Annotated in this window: 17 protein-coding genes; 5 read left to right on the top strand and 12 right to left on the bottom strand. The window is 62.9% G+C overall.

Annotated elements, in window-relative coordinates; translation table 11 throughout:
* Window positions 1–5: 5 nt before the first annotated feature.
* From pilV to B3E91_RS08210, 3 genes are all read right to left on the bottom strand, one after another.
* On the bottom strand, window positions 6–548 hold the full coding sequence (gene pilV, locus B3E91_RS08200; RefSeq protein ID WP_287029015.1) for a type IV pilus modification protein PilV: 543 nt from the start codon (window positions 546–548) through the stop codon (window positions 6–8).
* An 8-nt stretch (window positions 549–556) separates the two neighbouring features.
* Window positions 557–997: a GspH/FimT family pseudopilin gene (locus B3E91_RS08205; protein WP_287029017.1), complete on the bottom strand. Its 441-nt coding sequence runs from the start codon at window positions 995–997 to the stop codon at window positions 557–559.
* 99 nt (window positions 998–1,096) lie between these two features.
* On the bottom strand, window positions 1,097–1,609 hold the full coding sequence (locus B3E91_RS08210) for a GspH/FimT family pseudopilin (RefSeq protein WP_287029018.1): 513 nt from the start codon (window positions 1,607–1,609) through the stop codon (window positions 1,097–1,099).
* A gap of 117 nt (window positions 1,610–1,726) precedes the next feature.
* Here B3E91_RS08210 and thiO point away from each other — a divergent pair, with 117 nt between their 5' ends.
* The gene (gene thiO / locus B3E91_RS08215) at window positions 1,727–2,818 is read left to right on the top strand and encodes a glycine oxidase ThiO (protein WP_414708216.1); all 1,092 of its coding nucleotides are present in this window, start codon (window positions 1,727–1,729) and stop codon (window positions 2,816–2,818) included.
* 37 nt (window positions 2,819–2,855) lie between these two features.
* Here the strand turns inward: thiO and B3E91_RS08220 are convergent, their stop codons facing one another.
* Genes B3E91_RS08220 through B3E91_RS08230 form a run of 3 tightly spaced genes read right to left on the bottom strand, consistent with a single transcriptional unit; the run spans window position 2,856 to window position 6,005 of the window.
* Window positions 2,856–4,193 (bottom strand): sigma-54-dependent transcriptional regulator, encoded by a 1,338-nt coding sequence (locus B3E91_RS08220; RefSeq protein WP_287029020.1) that lies wholly within the window; start codon window positions 4,191–4,193, stop codon window positions 2,856–2,858.
* A 2-nt stretch (window positions 4,194–4,195) separates the two neighbouring features.
* On the bottom strand, window positions 4,196–5,743 hold the full coding sequence (locus tag B3E91_RS08225) for a sensor histidine kinase (protein ID WP_287029104.1): 1,548 nt from the start codon (window positions 5,741–5,743) through the stop codon (window positions 4,196–4,198).
* A 34-nt stretch (window positions 5,744–5,777) separates the two neighbouring features.
* Entirely contained in the window at window positions 5,778–6,005 is a 228-nt protein-coding gene (locus B3E91_RS08230) for a PP0621 family protein (RefSeq protein WP_287029021.1), read from the bottom strand.
* Between the two features lie 192 nt (window positions 6,006–6,197).
* Here B3E91_RS08230 and B3E91_RS08235 point away from each other — a divergent pair, with 192 nt between their 5' ends.
* A complete protein-coding gene (locus B3E91_RS08235) occupies window positions 6,198–7,829 on the top strand; it encodes an NAD+ synthase (protein WP_287029022.1) in 1,632 nt (543 codons plus the stop codon).
* 124 nt (window positions 7,830–7,953) lie between these two features.
* Window positions 7,954–9,246 carry an MFS family transporter gene (locus B3E91_RS08240; protein WP_286786161.1) on the top strand — a complete coding sequence of 431 codons (1,293 nt, stop codon included), beginning with the start codon at window positions 7,954–7,956 and terminating at the stop codon, window positions 9,244–9,246.
* 131 nt (window positions 9,247–9,377) lie between these two features.
* On the opposite strand, the gene B3E91_RS08245 is transcribed toward B3E91_RS08240, so the two are convergent.
* The gene (locus B3E91_RS08245) at window positions 9,378–10,388 is read right to left on the bottom strand and encodes an outer membrane protein assembly factor BamD (protein WP_287029024.1); all 1,011 of its coding nucleotides are present in this window, start codon (window positions 10,386–10,388) and stop codon (window positions 9,378–9,380) included.
* Window positions 10,389–10,532: 144 nt separating this feature from the next.
* On the opposite strand from B3E91_RS08245, the gene rluD reads away from it, so the two are divergent.
* Both rluD and pgeF read left to right on the top strand, forming a co-directional pair.
* A complete protein-coding gene (gene rluD / locus B3E91_RS08250; protein ID WP_287029026.1) occupies window positions 10,533–11,504 on the top strand; it encodes a 23S rRNA pseudouridine(1911/1915/1917) synthase RluD in 972 nt (323 codons plus the stop codon).
* Entirely contained in the window at window positions 11,501–12,223 is a 723-nt protein-coding gene (gene pgeF / locus B3E91_RS08255; RefSeq protein ID WP_287029106.1) for a peptidoglycan editing factor PgeF, read from the top strand. The genes rluD and pgeF overlap by 4 nt, the downstream gene beginning before the upstream one ends.
* Before the next feature lie 69 nt (window positions 12,224–12,292).
* Here the strand turns inward: pgeF and yacG are convergent, their stop codons facing one another.
* The 5 genes from yacG to pilB form a co-directional block, all read right to left on the bottom strand.
* Complete coding sequence (gene yacG, locus B3E91_RS08260) at window positions 12,293–12,493, bottom strand: DNA gyrase inhibitor YacG (RefSeq protein ID WP_273232391.1); 201 nt, start codon at window positions 12,491–12,493, stop codon at window positions 12,293–12,295.
* Entirely contained in the window at window positions 12,490–13,098 is a 609-nt protein-coding gene (coaE, locus tag B3E91_RS08265; protein WP_273232392.1) for a dephospho-CoA kinase, read from the bottom strand. The genes yacG and coaE overlap by 4 nt, the downstream gene beginning before the upstream one ends.
* Window positions 13,099–13,213: 115 nt before the next feature.
* Complete coding sequence (locus B3E91_RS08270; RefSeq protein WP_287029027.1) at window positions 13,214–14,086, bottom strand: prepilin peptidase; 873 nt, start codon at window positions 14,084–14,086, stop codon at window positions 13,214–13,216.
* Complete coding sequence (locus B3E91_RS08275) at window positions 14,086–15,300, bottom strand: type II secretion system F family protein (RefSeq protein WP_273232395.1); 1,215 nt, start codon at window positions 15,298–15,300, stop codon at window positions 14,086–14,088. The genes B3E91_RS08270 and B3E91_RS08275 overlap by 1 nt, the downstream gene beginning before the upstream one ends.
* Before the next feature lie 2 nt (window positions 15,301–15,302).
* On the bottom strand, window positions 15,303–17,003 hold the full coding sequence (gene pilB, locus B3E91_RS08280; RefSeq protein ID WP_273232397.1) for a type IV-A pilus assembly ATPase PilB: 1,701 nt from the start codon (window positions 17,001–17,003) through the stop codon (window positions 15,303–15,305).
* Window positions 17,004–17,036: the final 33 nt, after the last annotated feature.

A 17,036-nucleotide genomic window follows, 5' to 3' on the forward strand; every position in this document is an offset into this window, starting at 1 on the left:
AAGTCCTAGAGCTCGGCACGCAAGCGATAGTGGCAGATGGTTTTATCGTCATCGGTTCCAGCGTTCGCATCCATGCATTCTCCATCTTTGACCCGCCACGCTAGCTGGATCTCGACTGCTGATCCCGTACTTGTGCAGTTGCCCGGGGTGGCGGAACGGCAAACGTGGAAATCGCTGCTCAGCAGGCTGGTTGCGTCGGGCAGCGCCGCTTTCGCCCGCTCTGCCCAGCACCCCAGGCGATCTGACGCTGAGCTGGGCGGAGGCGCGCAGGTGGTAGCTGCCGAAGGAAAATTTGAGCCTGCCGCTTTGTAGTAGCCTGATGAGCTGGCAGGCAGACCAGTTGTGGAAACCATCGACGAATCGGCTCGCATCATTTCCATCAGGTCGTCGGCGAGCATCGCCGCCGTGTTGCGCTGAACCGAGTCCTGGGTATACGCGATGGTGCGGCCTTGCATGGCGACCATGCCAAGCACGCCGATGCAAATCAGCACAACGGTAACGAGGACCTCGATCATGCTGAACCCTAGATTTAGGCGAAGTGTACGCATGTGAACCCTCAGGGATTAGCGCTGCTCATCGTTACCCGGCCAGGCAGGTCGGTCTTGATGATGTACTTGATGGTGGCGTTGGTACTCGCGAAGTTGACGACCATGGTCGCGGCGGTCCCGTCGGGCTTGAAAACAACACTAGTAACGCTATTTTCGGGCGTCGCGGTAACGCTTGCGGGAATGCTTATGCTGCGTGTATCGCTGCCTCCTTGAGCCGCTTTCCAGCTGCTTCCGCTCTGAGACACGGTTACTGAGACGCGCTTGGTTATGGCGTCCTCGCGAGCGGACATCAGTAGTCGATAGAGCTCTGAAGCTGAACTTTGTAGCCGATTGTTTTCTACGAGCCGACTGAACGATGGGACGGCGATGGATGCAAATATCCCAAGGAGCACCACGACGATCATCAGCTCGATCAACGTGAACCCGGACGATGTGTTTCTTGCGCGCATGAACAGCTCCTTTCTCGCGCGTACATATGCACCAAGTCCGGATCAATTTCCCATGAAGAGGGACGAGTGGATCAGCGAGGCGGATGATCGGCAGCGGGCTCATTTGCACCGGTATCCACCTGCACTTGCGACTGCTTCGGCGGTCAACGTGCGAGCTCGGCCTTGGCGATTGAGTTTGATCTGCCACTCAATCTCTTGGTGCATGCTGCAGGAAGAAAAGGTGCCATTGCTGGTGACCGCCAGCCCACCGGATTCAAAGCGAATTTTCTGAGAGAGCCCTGCCCATTTCAGCTGCACCCCATTGCTCATCGGAGTGAAAAACAAAGGGGTCGAGCCGCTTTCGGGGTAGTGAATCAACCACCCTTTACTCCATGCGTTGTCGCATGCTGTGCCATCGCTCGATCCGCATACTTCCACCTCATGGCGGTTCTCCACTGCATGCGCGCGGGCCATATGCAAGGTCGACATCAACTGATTCTGCAGCGCTTCGCTGCGATTGCGCTGGATCAGTTCAGAGAACGCCGGTGCCGCTAGTCCAAGGAGCACACCTAGCAGAGCAACAGCGATAAGTAGTTCCAGCAGCGTGAAACCTTTCGCTTGATCTGTATTCATGTCTCACATCCCTTTGCCCGTATCATGGCGGCCTTCCTGGCCGCCTTCTTCTTTTAGCTCTGGGCGAAGCAATTTCAATCGGCGCGGGGGTGACCCGTTGACGCGTGGAGGATGGTTTTGAACAAGGTTCTGGTGGTAGGTGGCGGTGCAATCGGCTTGCTCAGCGCACGGTTGTTGGCCGAGCAGGGTTATGACGTGATCCTGCTGGAGAAGGGCGATGTCGGGCGCGAGTCTTCGTGGGCCGGCGGCGGGATCGTTTCGCCGCTCTATCCGTGGCGCTACAGCGCGGCGGTGACTGCGCTGGCGCACTGGTCGCAGGACTATTACCCGCATCTGGCCGAACGGCTCTTCGAGGAGACGGCAATCGATCCCGAAGTGCACGTCACCGGGCTTTACTGGCTGGACCTTGATGACGAGCCGCTGGCGCTGGCTTGGGCGCGGGAACAGGGTCGGCCGCTGCAGTCGGTGGACATCGCGGCGGTGCACGACGCGGTCCCGCCCCTGGGCTCGGGCTTCTCCAGCGCGATTCACATGAGCGGCGTGGCGAACATTCGCAACCCGCGCCTGGTGCGCTCGCTGCGGGCAGCCGTGCTGGGGATGCCGAATGTCACCCTGCGCGAGCATTGTCCGGTGACGGGGTTCATTCGCGAGAGCGGGCAAATTCGCGGCGTACTGACCGAGCAGGGGGAGATTCGCGCGGACCGGGTCGTGCTCGCCGCGGGGGCCTGGAGTGCCGAGTTGCTGGCGACCCTGGGCGTGGAGTTGCCCGTCGAGCCGGTGAAGGGGCAGATGATCCTGTTCAAGTGCGCCGACGACTTCCTGCCGAGCATGGTCCTGGCCAAGGGGCGCTACGCGATTCCGCGCCGTGACGGGCACATCCTGGTCGGCAGCACGCTGGAGTACGAAGGCTTCGACAAGACGCCCACCGACGAAGCGCTGGCGAGCCTGAAGGCCTCGGCCATCGAACTGCTGCCGGCGCTGGCCGATGCCGAGGTGGTGGGGCACTGGGCGGGTTTGCGTCCCGGTTCGCCGGAGGGCATTCCGTTCATCGGTCCGCTGCCGGGGCACGACGGGCTCTGGCTGAACTGCGGGCATTTCCGCAACGGTCTGGTGCTTGCCCCGGCTTCGTGTCAGCTATTGGCGGATCTGATGGCGGGGCGCGAGCCGATCATCGATCCCACGCCCTACATGCCTGCCGGGCGCATCTGAGGACAGCCGATCGATGGGCGCGCATCCATCGATCGCTTCAGTCCAGCCCCAGCTTCTTCAGCCGATAGCGCATCGAACGGAAGGTCAGGCCGAGGCGTTGCGCCGCGGCGGTGCGATTCCAGCGCGTTTCCTCGAGTGCCTGCATGATCAGCTTGCGCTCGATCTCCTCCAGATGGTCCTCGAGGTTGTCCACCTGCGCCAGGCTGGCATCGGCCGTATCGCCCGCGCCCGGGGCATCGGCGAGGCGAAGGTCCTCGGGCCTGATCTGATCGTCCTCGCACAGCGTGTAGGCGCGCTCGAGCATGTTCTCCAGTTCGCGGACGTTGCCAGGGAAACGGTAGCTCTTGAGCTTTTCCAGGGCTTCGCCGTGCAGCGTAACGGGCTGGCTGCTCCCCGCCGCCAGTTGGCTGAGCATGTTCGTCGCAAGCTGCGGGATGTCCTCGCGACGTTCGCGCAAGGACGGCACGCGCAGTTCGATGACGTTCAGCCGGTAGTACAGGTCCTGGCGGAAGCGTCCGCCGGCGACCTCGGCGGCGAGGTCCTTGTGGGTGGCGCAGAGCACGCGCACGTCGAGTACCACTTCCTGCTGGCCACCCACGGCGCGCACGGCTTTTTCCTGGATCGCGCGCAGCAGCTTGACCTGCATCGGCAGCGGCAGGTCGGCCACCTCGTCGAGGAACAGCGTGCCGCCGTTGGCCGCCTGGAAGAGCCCCTGCTTGTCCTCGATGGCGCCGGTGAAGCTGCCTTTCCTGTGGCCGAAGAATTCGCTCTCCATCAACTCTGAGGGAATCGCGCCGCAGTTCACCGGGACGAATGGCTGCTCGCCGCGCGGGCCGCGTTCGTGGATCAGCCGTGCGACCAGCTCCTTGCCGGTGCCGGATTCGCCGCTGATGTAGACCGGCGCCTGGCTGCGCGCGAGCTTCTCGATCTGCTTGCGCAAGGTGCGCATCGGCGGCGAGTCGCCGATCAGTCGCTCGTCGAAGCTGGCCGGGTCGTTGCCCGGTGCATGCAGGCGCAGCGCTGTGGCGACCAGTTCGCGCAGGCGCGCGAGGTCCACGGGTTTGGTGAGGAAGTCGAAGGCGCCGGCCTTCAGCGCGTTGATCGCGGTATCCAGGCTGCCGTAGGCGGTGATCATCGCCACCGGGACCTGCGGATGGCGCTGCTGTATGTAGTGCACCAGATCCTGGCCGGTGCCGTCGGGCAGGCGCATGTCGGTGAGGCACAGGTCGAAGGGCTCGCGCGCCAGCCATTCGCGCGCCTCCTTGACGTTGCGGGCGCTGCGCGTGTCGAGTTTCATCCGCCCCAGGGTGATCTCCAGGAGTTCGCGGATATCGGGCTCGTCGTCGACGATCAGGGCTCTCTGTCGAGCGGTCATGGTCAGCTCAGTTTGCGCGGGTGGGCGAAGGTGACGCGGAAGCAGCTGCCGCCCTCTTCGCGGGGTTTGTAGTCGAGGCGCGCCTGGTTGCTCTCGCACAGCTCACGGGAAATATACAGGCCCAGGCCGGTGCCCTTGTTTTCGGTGGTGTAGAACGGCTCGAAAATATGCTCGATCTGCTCCTGGGGCACGCCGGGCCCGTCGTCCAGCACTTCGAGGACGGGCAGGTCGCTGTCGGCATCGCGGAACAGGCGCAGCCAGACCTGGCCCCGGTCGTTGTTCTGTGCACTGTAGCGCAGTCCGTTCTCGATCAGGTTGGTCAGAACCTGGGTCAGCTGGTGAGGGTCCATGCGCGTCTGCAGGCTGCTGCCGTGGGTCTCTATGTGCAGGGTCTGGTTCGGTCCGGACGCGCTGCGGTATTCGCCGACGAAACGGTGCAGCCAGTACTTCAGATCGAGCAATTGCGGCTCGGCCTGGCGCCGGCGGGACAGTTGCAGCACGTTCTCGATCACCAGGTTCATCCGCCGCGAATGGTCCTGGATGATCTGCGCCAGGCGCTTGTCCGGCGCCTCAAGGCCTTCCGATTCCTGCAACAGTTGCGCGGCATGGCTGACGGCACCAAGCGGGTTGCGGATCTCGTGGGCGATGCCGGCGGTCAGGCGGCCGAGCGATGCCAGCTTGAGCTGCTGCGCCTGCTGGGCGATCTGCGAAATGTCCTCGAGGAACACCAGCACCTGCTGCTCTTCGCCGCGCTGCAGGGCGATGAAGCTGGGTTGCAGGATCGGCCCGCCGGGCACCGCGACGATGCTGCGCGGCAGCATCGTCGGGTTGTCGCGCCATTGCTGGAGGCGCTCGACCAGTGTCGGGCAGCGTGCCGCCAGGGATTCGCCGGCGAGGTGGTCGCTGCCGAGCAGGTTCAGCGCGCCCTGGTTGGCCAGCAGCACCCGGCGCTGTTCGTCGAGCACCAGAATGCCGGTACGCATGCGCTGCAGGATCAGGGCGTTGAGCGTCTCCAGGCTGGCGACGTCGCTGGCGCGCTGTTCGGCCAGGGTTTCGGAATGGCGCAGGCGCTTGCTCAGGGTCTGGACGAACAGCGCGGCGGCGAAGCACAGCGCGCCGAGTGCGCCTGCCTGGACGAACTGCGAGGCCGCCGCGGGACGGGAGAGACTCAGGTAGAACGTCAGGTAGATCATGCCGATCGATGCCACGGCCGCGATCAGCAGGCCGATGCGCCCGCGCAACAGGATGTTGGCGATCGCCACGGCGACGATCATCAGGTTGCCGATGCCGCTTGGCGTACCGCCGGCGGCGTAGAACAGCGCCGACAGCATGGTCACGTCGAACATCGCCAGGCTGAACACCTGCAACAGGTGGCGCGGGCGTTGCAGCAGTACCGCGATGACGATGTTGACGATCAGGTACAACCAACTGCCGTAGCGGAACAGCGACCCCTGGGCCAGGTCGAGCAACTGGTCGTCGAGGTCGCTGGAGATGAGCAGCACCAGCACCAGGCCGATGGTCAGCCGGTACAGGTGATAGAGGCGCAGCATCCGTGGGCTGGCGGCGCTGCTCAGCGGCAGGGAACTATCGGGCACCAGGCTTGGCGCCTTGTTCCAGGTGTTTCTGGCTGCAGTACCAGCGTTCGCCCTGTGCCAGTGCATGTTCGCGCGGAAGGTGGATGTCGCAGTGCGCGCAACGGACCATCGGCGTGGCGCTTTCGGGCTTTTCAACCGGCCGGGCAGGGCGTGTGGCCCGTCGCCACAACCAGTAAGCCGCCGCGATCAGCGCGGCCCAGAACAGCAGACGAAACATGCGATGACGCTCGCTTGGTGAGGAAAGGCAGGCAGTTTAGCCAAGCCCGCAGGGCGAGCACAGCGATGAACGCATCGCCGGCGGCGGTTGTGGCCGAAGCGCTGTTACCGGCTGGCGGGATACGGGAGAATACGCCCAGCGGGTGCCTCTTTTCGCAGCGGCATGCAAGATCAATGGAATCGTGGAGGCGGCATGAGCCAAACCCTGCGGGTCGTGATGGCCCAGATGAATCTGCCGGTGGGCGACATACACGGCAATGTCGAGCGGATCATCGCCGCCGCGCTCGAGGCGCGCGACCGGATGAAGGCCGATCTGATCGTCTTTCCCGAGCTGGCCATGTGCGGCTATCCGCCGGAAGACCTGCTGCTGCGCTCGAGCATGCAGGCACGCATCGAGCAGGGGCTGCAGCGCATCAAGGACGAAGTCAGCGGCATCTACCTGGTGGTCGGTTACCCCTGGCAGGTGGGCGAAACCCGCTACAACGCCTGCGGGGTGCTCGCCGATGGCGTGCTGCTGGCGCGCTACTACAAGCAGAAGCTGCCCAACTACCGGGTCTTCGACGAGAAACGCTATTTCGAATCTGGCGCGCGGCCCTGTGTGATCGAAGTGAAGGGCGTGCCGGTGGCGGTGACGATCTGCGAGGACATCTGGTTCCCCGAGCCGATCGCCCAGGCCAGGGCGGCGGGTGCCAAGCTGATGCTCAGTCTCAACGCCTCGCCTTTCCACCTCGATAAACAGGCCGAACGCGAGCGCCTGCTGGCCGGTCGCGCCACCGACTGCTGCATGCCGATCATCTACGTGAACCAGGTCGGCGGGCAGGACGAGCTGGTGTTCGACGGCGGCAGTTGCGTGATTTCCGCCGACGGGCAGGTGACCCAGCGCGCCGAGCCCTTCGCCGACGTGCTGCTGCCGGTCGAACTGACGTTCGATGGCGAACGCCTGCAACCGCTGCCGGCCGCCTGCGCGGCATTGCCCGGCATCGAGGCCAGCGTTTACCAGGCGCTGGTCGTCGGGGTGCGCGACTACGTGCGCAAGAACGGCTTCAAGGGCGTGGTGCTCGGCCTCTCCGGCGGCATCGATTCGGCGCTGACGCTGGCGGTGGCGGTGGATGCGCTCGGCGCGGCGCAGGTCGAGGCGGTGATGATGCCGTATCACTACACCGCGCAGATGAGCCTGGAAGATGCCGAGGAAGAGGCCGACGCGCTCGGCGTGAAGTACAGCGTGCTGCCCATCGCGCCGATGGTGGAATCGTTCCTCGCCACCCTGGCGCCGGTGTTCGAAGGGCTCGGCCGCGACACCACGGAAGAGAACCTGCAGGCGCGTTGCCGCGGCACCTTGCTGATGGCGATCTCCAACAAGAAGGGCTATCTGGTGCTGACCACCGGCAACAAGAGCGAGATGGCGGTCGGTTACGCGACGCTCTATGGCGATATGGCCGGCGGCTTCGATGTGCTCAAGGACGTGCCGAAGACCCTGGTGTTCCGCCTCTGCGAGTACCGCAACACGCTCGGGCCGGTGATCCCGCAGCGGGTCATCGACCGTCCGCCGTCCGCCGAACTGGCGCCGGACCAGAAGGACGAGGATTCGCTGCCGCCGTATCCGGTGCTCGACGAAATCCTGCGCCTGTACGTCGAGCATGACCTGTCGGCCAACGCGATCATCGCCGAGGGTTTCGACGAGCAGACGGTGCGCCGGGTGCTGCGCCTGGTCGATCTCAACGAGTACAAGCGGCGCCAGGCGGCCGTTGGCGTGCGCGTGACCCAGCGCGGCTTCGGTCGCGACCGCCGTTACCCGATCACCTCGGGCTGGCAGATCGGCGACTGAGCCCTCGGAACGGTCCATGGCGACGGAAGTTCTTCGCCGCTACGGACCGCACATCCACGTCAGCGTTGAACGACATATCCCGTTACAGGTCAGGGTAAGAACAGCCTCTCAAAGGGACTTCCCGATGACCGATACCCCGCATTACTCGTCGGAGGAGCGCCGCAAGCGCATCTTCGCCATCGTCGGCGCCTCGTCCGGCAACCTGGTCGAATGGTTCGACTTCTACGTCTACGCCTTCTGCGCGATCTACTTCGCCCAGGCGTTCTTTCCCAAGGACGACCCGACGGTCCAGTTGCTGAATACCGCCGGGGTGTTCGCCGCGGGCTTCCTGATGCGCCCCATCGGCGGCTGGCTATTCGGCCGCATCGCCGACAAGCGCGGGCGCAAGACCTCGATGATGATCTCGGTGCTGATGATGTGCGGCGGCTCGCTGGTGGTCGCCTGCCTACCGACCTACGAGACCATCGGCGCGCTCGCGCCTTTCCTGCTGCTGCTGGCGCGTCTGTTCCAGGGGCTGTCGGTAGGCGGCGAGTACGGCACCACCGCGACCTACATGAGCGAGGTGGCGCTGCGCGGGCAACGTGGTTTCTTCTCCTCGTTCCAGTACGTCACCCTGATCGGCGGCCAGTTGCTCGCCGTGCTGGTGGTGGTGATCCTGCAGCAGGTGCTGAGCGAGGACGAACTGCGGGCGTGGGGCTGGCGAATCCCCTTCGTGGTCGGTGCGCTGGCGGCACTGATCTCGCTGTACCTGCGCCGCTCGCTGAATGAAACGGCGAAGACCGAAGACCTGGGGCGCAAGGAGGCCGGCACCCTCGGCGAATTGTTCCGGCACCACAAGGCAGCGTTCTTCACCGTGCTTGGCTACACCGCCGGGGGCTCGTTGATCTTCTACACCTTCACCACCTACATGCAGAAGTACCTGGTCAATACCAGTGGCATGAGCGCGAAGACCGCCAGCGCGGTGATGACCTTCGCATTATTCGTCTACATGCTGATGCAACCGCTGTTCGGCATGCTGTCGGACAGGATCGGCCGGCGCGCCTCGATGCTCTGGTTCGGCGCCCTCGGAGCGCTCTGCACCTATCCGATCCTGACCGCGCTGAAGGAAGTCAGCAGCCCGTTTGCGGCATTCGGCCTGATCATCCTGGCGATGGCCATCGTCAGCCTGTACACCTCGATCGCCGGTCTGGTGAAGGCCGAAATGTTCCCCGCGGAAATCCGCGCGCTTGGCGTCGGCCTGTCCTACGCGGTTGCCAACGCCCTGTTCGGCGGCTCGGCGGAATACGTCGCCCTCGGCCTGAAGAGCATCGGCATGGAGGAGACGTTCTACTGGTACGTGTCGGGCATGCTGGTACTGACCTTCTTCGTCAGCCTGCGCCTGCCGAAGCAGGCGAGCTACCTGCATCACGATCACTGACGCCGAGGGCACGGGGGCGTTCTCTCCAGGACTCCGCTGCTCCGCGAGAGCCCCCATCCGGCAGTCCGGGCGCTAATGACAGGAAAAGAAAAAGGGCCCTCGCGGGCCCTTTTTCTCTCAGCGCAGTCGACTCAGTCGAACAGGCCGAACGTCAGGCGGCTGAACCAGGAGCGCTTCTTCGGCGCCTCGGCTTCAGGGGCTTGTGCATCGGCACCGTCCTGATTGATCAGTTCCTGCGGAATCGATTCCTGGGCGTCCTCGTACTGCTTGATCACGTCCTGGCTGGCGCGGGTCTCGCCCGGCGGCAGCGGCGTGTCGCTTTCGATGAAGCCGAGGGTGGCCTTGGCCAGCCAGGAGCGGTTATCGGCCTCCTCTTCGCGCGGCACGAACTTGCCATCGACCAGGCTGGCGTTGTCCGGATAGTTCAGCTTCAGGGTTTCCAGGCTGGTGGCAGCCAGGTCGTCCAGGCCGAGGCGCTGGTAGGACTCGACCATGATCGCCAGGCCATCGCCCACCGAAGGGGTTTCCTGGAAGTTCTCCACCACGTAACGGCCGCGGTTGGCGGCGGCCACGTAGGCCTCGCGGGTCAGGTAGTAGTGGGCGACGTGCACTTCGTAGGCGGCCAGCAGGTTGCGCAGGTAAATCATGCGCTGCTTGGCGTCGGGCGCGTAGCGGCTGTTCGGGTAGCGGCTGGTCAGCTGGGCGAACTCGTTGTACGAATCGCGTGCGGCGCCGGGGTCACGCTTGGTCATGTCCAGCGGCAGGAAGCGCGCCAGCAGGCCGCGATCCTGGTCGAACGAGGCCAGGCCCTTGAGGTAATAGGCGTAGTCGACGTTCGGGTGCTGCGGGTGCAGACGAATGAATCGCTCCGCCGAGGACTTGGCGGCTTCCGGCTCGACGTTCTTGTAGTTGGCGTAGATCAGCTCCAACTGCGCCTGCTCGGCATAGCGGCCGAACGGGTAGCGTGACTCCAGGGCCTTGAGTTTAGCGATTGCACTATTGTAGCTGTTATCGCTGAGGGCTTCCTGGGCCTGCTGGTACAGCTCGGCCTCGCTCAGATTCTCGTCGACCACTTCCTTGTTCGAGGAACAGGCTGCGGTGAGGGCGAGGGTGGCGATCAGCAGCAGGTGTTTCACTTGCATATCGGCTTGCGTCCCTGTGACGGCTGGCTGTCTCGTGCGCGGCCGTCCTGTTATAGTGGACGCCCCGGTTGTGCCGGGGCAAAGACGCCGTATTTAACCACAAGCGCGCAGCCGAACCAAAGGCTACGCCCTGCCTTTCCGAGCATGTCTCCTATCAGCAAGCAAGCCATCCAACTGCACGCTTCGGTCCCCACCGAACTCGGCGGGCAACGTCTCGATCAGGTCGCAGCCCAGGTCTTTCCCGAACATTCGCGTTCGCGTCTTTCCGCCTGGATCAAGGACGGCTCGCTCACCGTGGACGGCGGTGTGCTGCGTCCGCGTGACATCGTTTACGGCGGCGCCGTGCTCGAACTCAAGGCCGAGCAGGAAGCTCAGGGCGACTGGGTGGCGCAGGACATCGCGCTGAACATCGTCTACGAGGATGAGCATCTGCTGGTGCTGGACAAGCCCTCCGGCCTGGTCGTTCACCCGGCGGCCGGGCACGCCGATGGCACGCTGCTCAACGCGCTGCTGCACCATGCGCCGGACCTGGTGAACGTGCCGCGTGCGGGCATCGTCCATCGCCTGGACAAGGACACCACTGGCCTGATGGTGGTCGCCAAGACGCTCGAGGCGCAGACCAAGCTGGTCGCGCAGTTGCAGGCGCGCAGCGTCAGCCGCATCTACGAGGCCATCGTCATCGGCGTGATCACGTCCGGCGGGAAGATCGATGCTCCGATCGGGCGCAGCTCCGCGCAGCGTCAGCGTATGGCGGTAATCGACGGCGGCAAGCCCGCGGTCAGCCACTACCGCGTGCTGGAACGCTTCCGCTCGCACACGCATGCCCGCATCAAGCTGGAAACCGGGCGCACTCACCAGATCCGTGTGCACATGACCCACGTCGGGTTCCCGCTGGTGGGCGATCCGGTGTACGCCGGCCGCTTCCGCATTCCGCCGGCCGCCAGCGCCACCCTGGTGGAAACTCTCAAGCAGTTTCCCCGTCAGGCCCTGCACGCGCGCTTTCTCGAGCTGGATCATCCGGTCACTGGCAAGCGCATGAAGTGGGAGTCGCCACTGCCCGTCGATCTGGTCTGGCTGCTGACCCTGCTGCGCCAAGACAACGAGGCGTTCGTCTGAACGACTGGCTGACCCTCGATTGGCCGGCACCCGCCGGCGTTCGTGCCTGCGTCACCACCCGCTCCGGCGGCTTCAGTCTTCCCCCGTATGACGGTTTCAACCTCGGCGATCACGTCGGCGACGATCCGTCCGCGGTCGCCGCGAACCGCGGTGTTTTGAACCAAACGTTGGGCTGCGCGCCGGCCTGGTTGTCCCAGGTGCATTCGGTGCGTGCGGTGGAGGCCGACCTGCAGACCGTCCACCGTGCCGACGCCAGCTGGACCGCCCGCCGCGGTGTCGCCTGCGCCGTGCTTACCGCCGACTGCCTGCCCGCGCTCTTCTGCGACCGCGCGGGCACCCGCGTGGCAGCGGCTCACGCCGGCTGGCGAGGCCTGGCTGGCGGCGTGCTGGAGGCGACGCTGGATGCGCTCGAGGTGGACGGGGACGAGTTGCTGGTCTGGCTCGGTCCTGCGATCGGCGCGCAGGTGTTCGAAGTCGGGGGCGAAGTTCGCGAGGCGTTCATCGGGACTCACGGCGAGGCCGAGCGAGCCTTCGTGCCGAGCGCCAATACCGGGCGCTATATCGCCGACATCTATCAGTTGGCGCGTATCCGCCTGGCTGCCCGTGGCGTGACCGCGGTGTATGGCGGAGGTTTCTGTACCTTCAGCGATCCGCGCTTCTACTCCTACCGCCGCGCCAACCCTACCGGTCGCTTCGCCAGCCTGGTCTGGCTGGAGTAGGGGAAACCCGCTGCCCGACAGGTTTCTGCCTGCGATCGATGGCTGCCTTTCGGCGGCATCCTGTGGGACTCAATGCGCTCGCGGCGGCAATTCCCCGGAAAACAGCTCATCATCCACCTGATCCCCGGGGATCGCATGCTCCTCGGACGCCCATGCGCCCAGGTCGATGAGTTTGCAGCGCTCCGAGCAGAACGGGCGCGACGGGCTCTTCGCACTCCACTCGACGGGCGCTCCGCAGGTGGGGCATTCGACGGTCATCGGGTTGCTCATGGCTGGCCTCCGCGCAATGTCAGGTAAAAATGGTGCAGACGCTCGACCTCCGAGCGCAGCCAGGGCAGATCTCTGTCGTTGATCAGCACGTCGTCCGCGTGCCGCAGTCGTTCTTCGCGATGGGCCTGGGCCTGCAGAATGGCGCGGACCTGCTCCTCGGACGCCTTGTCCCGGCTCATGGTGCGCTGCAGTTGCAGCTGTTCGGGCGCATCCACGACCAGCACCCTTTGGGTAAGGCGGTGTTGGCCAGACTCGATCAGCAGGGGCGAAACTAGGATCGCGTAGGGCGACCTGGCCTGCGCGAGATAGCTGACGATCTCCTCGCCGATCAGCGGATGCAGCAGGCTCTCCAGCCAGCGTCGCTGCTCGGCGTCCTGGAAAACCTTCGAGCGCAGCGCGCCGCGGTCGAGCGTTCCGTCAGCCTGCAGAACCGTCGGGCCAAAATGCTCGGCGATTCGTGCCAGCGCGGGGCGCCCAGGCTCCACGACCCAGCGTGCGGCGTGGTCGGCGTCGATCAGGTGGACGCCCAGGTCGACGAAATGCTCGGCCACTGCACTCTTGCCGCTACCGATGCCGCCGGTAAGTCCGAGGATCCAGGGTTTCATCGGCTGGCCGTGGCGTCGTCGAAGGCACGCGGGGCAAGGGCCGGCGCCTTTGCCTTGCGTACTTCGTCATCGTGGGTGGACATGGCCTTGAAGAGAGCCAAGGAAAGCGGGGAAGTCATCGGAACCCGGCGAATTGCAGATAGGAGTCGGTTATTTGATCACCCCAGAGCAGGGCAATCCAACCGGCAATCGCGAGATACGGACCAAAGGGAATCGGCGTACTGGCCTCGGACTTGCGCAGGCGCAGCGTGATGATGCCAAGAATGGCGCCCACCAGCGACGACAGGAGAATGGTCAGCGGCAGTATCTGCCAGCCACCCCAGGCGCCCAGCATCGCCAGCAGTTTGAAGTCTCCGTAGCCCATCCCTTCCTTGCCGGTGACGAGCTTGAACAACCAATACACCGACCACAGGCTCAGGTACCCGGCAATTGCGCCCCAGAGCGCATCCGTTGCGTTCGCGAAGAGTCCGTAGTTGTTCGCGATGAGGCCCAGCCAGAGCAAGGGCAGAACGATCACGTCCGGAAGGAGCTGGTGATCGGCATCGATCAGGCTCATCGCCAGCAGGCCCCAGGTCAGCAGCAACATCCCGCCGGTTTGCCAGGACAGTCCGAAGTGCCACGCCACGTAGCCCGACAGTAGACCGCAAGCCAACTCCACCAGGGGGTAGCGCTTGCTGATCGGCGATTTGCAGCTGGAACACTTCCCCCCCAGCGCCAGATAACTGAGCAGCGGAATGTTTTCCCAGGCCTTTATTTCATGCGCGCAGTGAGGGCAGTGGGAATTCGGCAGCACGAGGTTGAAGGGTTTTTGTGGCGCTTCGGTGGGCAATTCCAGGATGTCCCGGGCCTGTGTTTTCCACTCACGCTCCAACATCACGGGCAGGCGATAAACCACTACGTTGAGAAAGCTGCCCACCAGAAGCCCCAACACCCCGGCACACAAAACAAAGGCCAGCGCGTGGCTGGCCAGGAAGTCGAGCAACGGCATCAGACGACGGAGCCCAGTTGGAAGATCGGCAAATACATTGCGATGATCAGGCCACCTACCAGTACGCCCAGCACGGCCATGATCATGGGTTCCATGAGGGCTGTCAGGCCGTCGACCTTGTTGTCGACCTCCTCTTCGTAGAAGGTCGCAACCTTGTCCAGCATCGAATCAAGTGCGCCGGACTCTTCGCCAATGGCGGTCATCTGAACGGCCATCGCCGGAAACACACCCGTGGTGCGCATGGCGAAGTTGAGCTGCATGCCGGTGGAGACGTCGGCTTTTACCCTGTTCACGGCATTTTTGAACACCACGTTGCCGGTTGCGCCGGATACGGAGTCCAGGGCGTCCACCAGCGGAACGCCGGCGGCAAACGTTGTGGCGAGAGTGCGTGCGTAGCGAGCAATGGCAGATTTGTAAAGAATATCCCCGACAATAGGGAGTTTAAGGACGCCACGATCAACGCTATCGCGAAACTTCTGCGACCGTTTATGTGCTTCCTTAAGGGCGAAGCCAGCGCCGAGAAGTGCAATAAGAACCAGGAACCACCATTCTTGAAGGACGCGCGATAGGCCGATCACCATCTGGGTGAATGCGGGTAGTTCTGCGCCGAAGTTTTCAAATACAGACTCGAATTGAGGGACGACCTTTATCAGAAGGATGGCAGTTACTATGACGGCAACCACTACCACCGCGATCGGGTAGTTCATTGCTTTTTTGATTTTCTTCTTCAAGAGCTCGGTTTTTTCTTTATAGGTCGCTACTCGGTCAAGCAGGGTTTCCAGCGCGCCAGACTGTTCGCCCGAATCCACCAAGTTGCAGTAAAGGTCGTCAAAGTATTGCGGTTTTTTCCGTAGGGAGTTTGCGAAGCTGTTACCAGCTGCTACTTCCTGCTTTATCTCGTCGATCAGCTTCCGCATGTTCGGGTTGTCGTTGCCATCGCCGATGATGTCGAAAGAGGAGAGTAGTGGAACCCCCGCTTTCATCATCGTTGCCATTTGGCGCGTGAACAACGCGATATCCATGGGTTTGATTTTTTTTCCAGAGCTGAAAGAAAAACCTTTTTTTCTTACCTTGGTAGGGTTGATGCCCTGTTTGCGAAGTTGCGCTTTCACCAGCGCCGGATTTACTCCGCTCAGCTCGCCTTTGACCTTGGTACCCTTCCTGTCCATGCCTTCCCAGCTGAACAGGCTGGTCTTGATAGCTTTCTGCGCCATGATTAATCCTTGGTCACGCGGTTGACTTCCTCAAGGCTGGTCACGCCTTGCATGGCCTTGTGCAGGCCCGAGGTGCGCAGGTCGTTGAAGCCGTCTTCACGCATCTGCGCGGCAATATCGATGGAGTTGCCTTCCTCCATGATAATTCGCTGCAAGGATGGCGTGTTTTTAACCACTTCATAAATACCGACACGGCCCTTGTAGCCGTGCTTGCAATTGTCGCAGCCAACTGGCGCATAGATCTTGAACGTGCCGATCTTGTCTTCCGGAAAGCCTTCCGCAATCAGCGTGTCTCGCGGAACTTCCACTTCCTTCTTGCAGACGGGGCACAGCTTGCGGGCCAAGCGTTGAGCGATGATCAGGTTGACCGAGGTGGCGATGTTGAAGGCGGCCACGCCCATGTTGCGCAGTCGAGTGAGGGTTTCCGCGGCACTGTTGGTGTGTAGCGTGGACATAACCATGTGTCCGGTCTGCGCGGCCTTGATGGCGATCTCGGCCGTTTCCAGATCGCGGATCTCGCCGACCATGATTACGTCGGGGTCCTGGCGAAGGAATGCACGCAGTGCCTGAGCGAAGTCCATCCCTTGGCGGGGATTGACGTTGACCTGGTTGATGCCCTCGAGGTTGATTTCCACCGGGTCTTCCGCCGTGGATATGTTGATATCCACGGTGTTGAGAATGTTGATCCCGGTGTATAGGGAAACCGTCTTGCCCGACCCCGTTGGGCCCGTTACGAGAATCATGCCCTGCGGTTGACTCAGGGCTTTCAGATACAGCTCTTTCTGTTCTTCCTCGTATCCAAGCGCGTCGATACCCATCTGTGCACTGGTCGGATCGAGTATCCGCATCACGATCTTTTCACCCCACAGTGTGGGCAGCGTGTTCACCCGGAAATCGATGGCCTTGGTCTTGGAGATGCGCATCTTGATCCGGCCGTCCTGAGGCTTGCGGCGCTCGGAAATGTCCAGGCCTGCCATGACCTTGAGGCGCGCGGAGATCCGGCTGGCCAGTTGAATCGGGGGGCGCGCGGCTTCATGCAGGATGCCATCGGTGCGTAACCGTACCCGATAGGTCTTCTCGTAGGGTTCGAAGTGAAGGTCGGATGAGCCGCCCTTGATCGCGTCCAGCAGCATCTTGTTGACGAAACGAACAACCGGAGCGTCATCAGCATCATTGCCGTCGCTGATGGGTTTGTCGTCGCTGGCGCTCTCTATATCGAGCGCCTCCATGTCCATGTCGGCGAGGCCGTCGAGTCCACTGCTGGCAGACTCAAAAGACTTTTCGATCGCGTCGCCCAGCTTGTCGTCTTCTACCAGGATGGCTTCCGTAGTCAGTCCGGTACTGAACTGGATGTCCGTGATTGCCTGGTGGTTGGAAGGATCTGAAACCGCCACGAAGAGTTTGTTGCCCCGTCTCCACAAGGGAAGCGCGCGGTGCTGGCGAACGAGCTTTTCACTCACCAGTTCTTTGGGTTGGCCTTCCCTGTCTATTGAGCCTAGATCGAAGAGGGATATGCCGAATTGCTCGGCAGCGAGTTCGGCGATGTCACGGCTTTTGGCCAGTTTGTTCTGCACGACATACGTCACCAGAGACAGCTTGTTGCGTAGCGCCTGTTGCTGGGCCTGCTGTGCAGTTTTTTCGGTGAGTATTTCAGCCAGCACCATCTGCTTGGCCAGGCCGGAGAGGTTGACGGTATCGTTCATGAGCGCCTCGCGATAATGCTGCCCTTATAGCGC

It is taken from the genome of Pseudomonas sp. UBA6310, assembly GCF_002438225.1.
In the GTDB taxonomy this organism is placed as follows: Bacteria; Pseudomonadota; Gammaproteobacteria; order Pseudomonadales; family Pseudomonadaceae; genus Pseudomonas_O; species Pseudomonas_O kuykendallii.

Excerpts from the sequence above, each read along its gene's own strand:
- rluD (WP_287029026.1), top strand. The coding sequence starts at position 10,533 with ATGTCTCCTATCAGCAAGCAAGCCATCCAACTGCACGCTTCGGTCCCC.
- B3E91_RS08225 (WP_287029104.1), bottom strand. The coding sequence starts at position 5,743 with ATGCTGCGCCTCTATCACCTGTACCGGCTGACCATCGGCCTGGTGCTG.
- B3E91_RS08270 (WP_287029027.1), bottom strand. The coding sequence starts at position 14,086 with ATGCCGTTGCTCGACTTCCTGGCCAGCCACGCGCTGGCCTTTGTTTTG.
- B3E91_RS08210 (WP_287029018.1), bottom strand. The coding sequence starts at position 1,609 with ATGAATACAGATCAAGCGAAAGGTTTCACGCTGCTGGAACTACTTATC.
- B3E91_RS08220 (WP_287029020.1), bottom strand. The coding sequence starts at position 4,193 with ATGACCGCTCGACAGAGAGCCCTGATCGTCGACGACGAGCCCGATATC.
- B3E91_RS08275 (WP_273232395.1), bottom strand. The coding sequence starts at position 15,300 with ATGGCGCAGAAAGCTATCAAGACCAGCCTGTTCAGCTGGGAAGGCATG.
- yacG (WP_273232391.1), bottom strand. The coding sequence starts at position 12,493 with ATGAGCAACCCGATGACCGTCGAATGCCCCACCTGCGGAGCGCCCGTC.
- B3E91_RS08240 (WP_286786161.1), top strand. The coding sequence starts at position 7,954 with ATGACCGATACCCCGCATTACTCGTCGGAGGAGCGCCGCAAGCGCATC.
- pilB (WP_273232397.1), bottom strand. The coding sequence starts at position 17,003 with ATGAACGATACCGTCAACCTCTCCGGCCTGGCCAAGCAGATGGTGCTG.
- B3E91_RS08235 (WP_287029022.1), top strand. The coding sequence starts at position 6,198 with ATGAGCCAAACCCTGCGGGTCGTGATGGCCCAGATGAATCTGCCGGTG.
- B3E91_RS08245 (WP_287029024.1), bottom strand. The coding sequence starts at position 10,388 with ATGCAAGTGAAACACCTGCTGCTGATCGCCACCCTCGCCCTCACCGCA.
- B3E91_RS08230 (WP_287029021.1), bottom strand. The coding sequence starts at position 6,005 with ATGTTTCGTCTGCTGTTCTGGGCCGCGCTGATCGCGGCGGCTTACTGG.
- coaE (WP_273232392.1), bottom strand. The coding sequence starts at position 13,098 with ATGAAACCCTGGATCCTCGGACTTACCGGCGGCATCGGTAGCGGCAAG.
- pilV (WP_287029015.1), bottom strand. The coding sequence starts at position 548 with ATGCGTACACTTCGCCTAAATCTAGGGTTCAGCATGATCGAGGTCCTC.
- B3E91_RS08205 (WP_287029017.1), bottom strand. The coding sequence starts at position 997 with ATGCGCGCAAGAAACACATCGTCCGGGTTCACGTTGATCGAGCTGATG.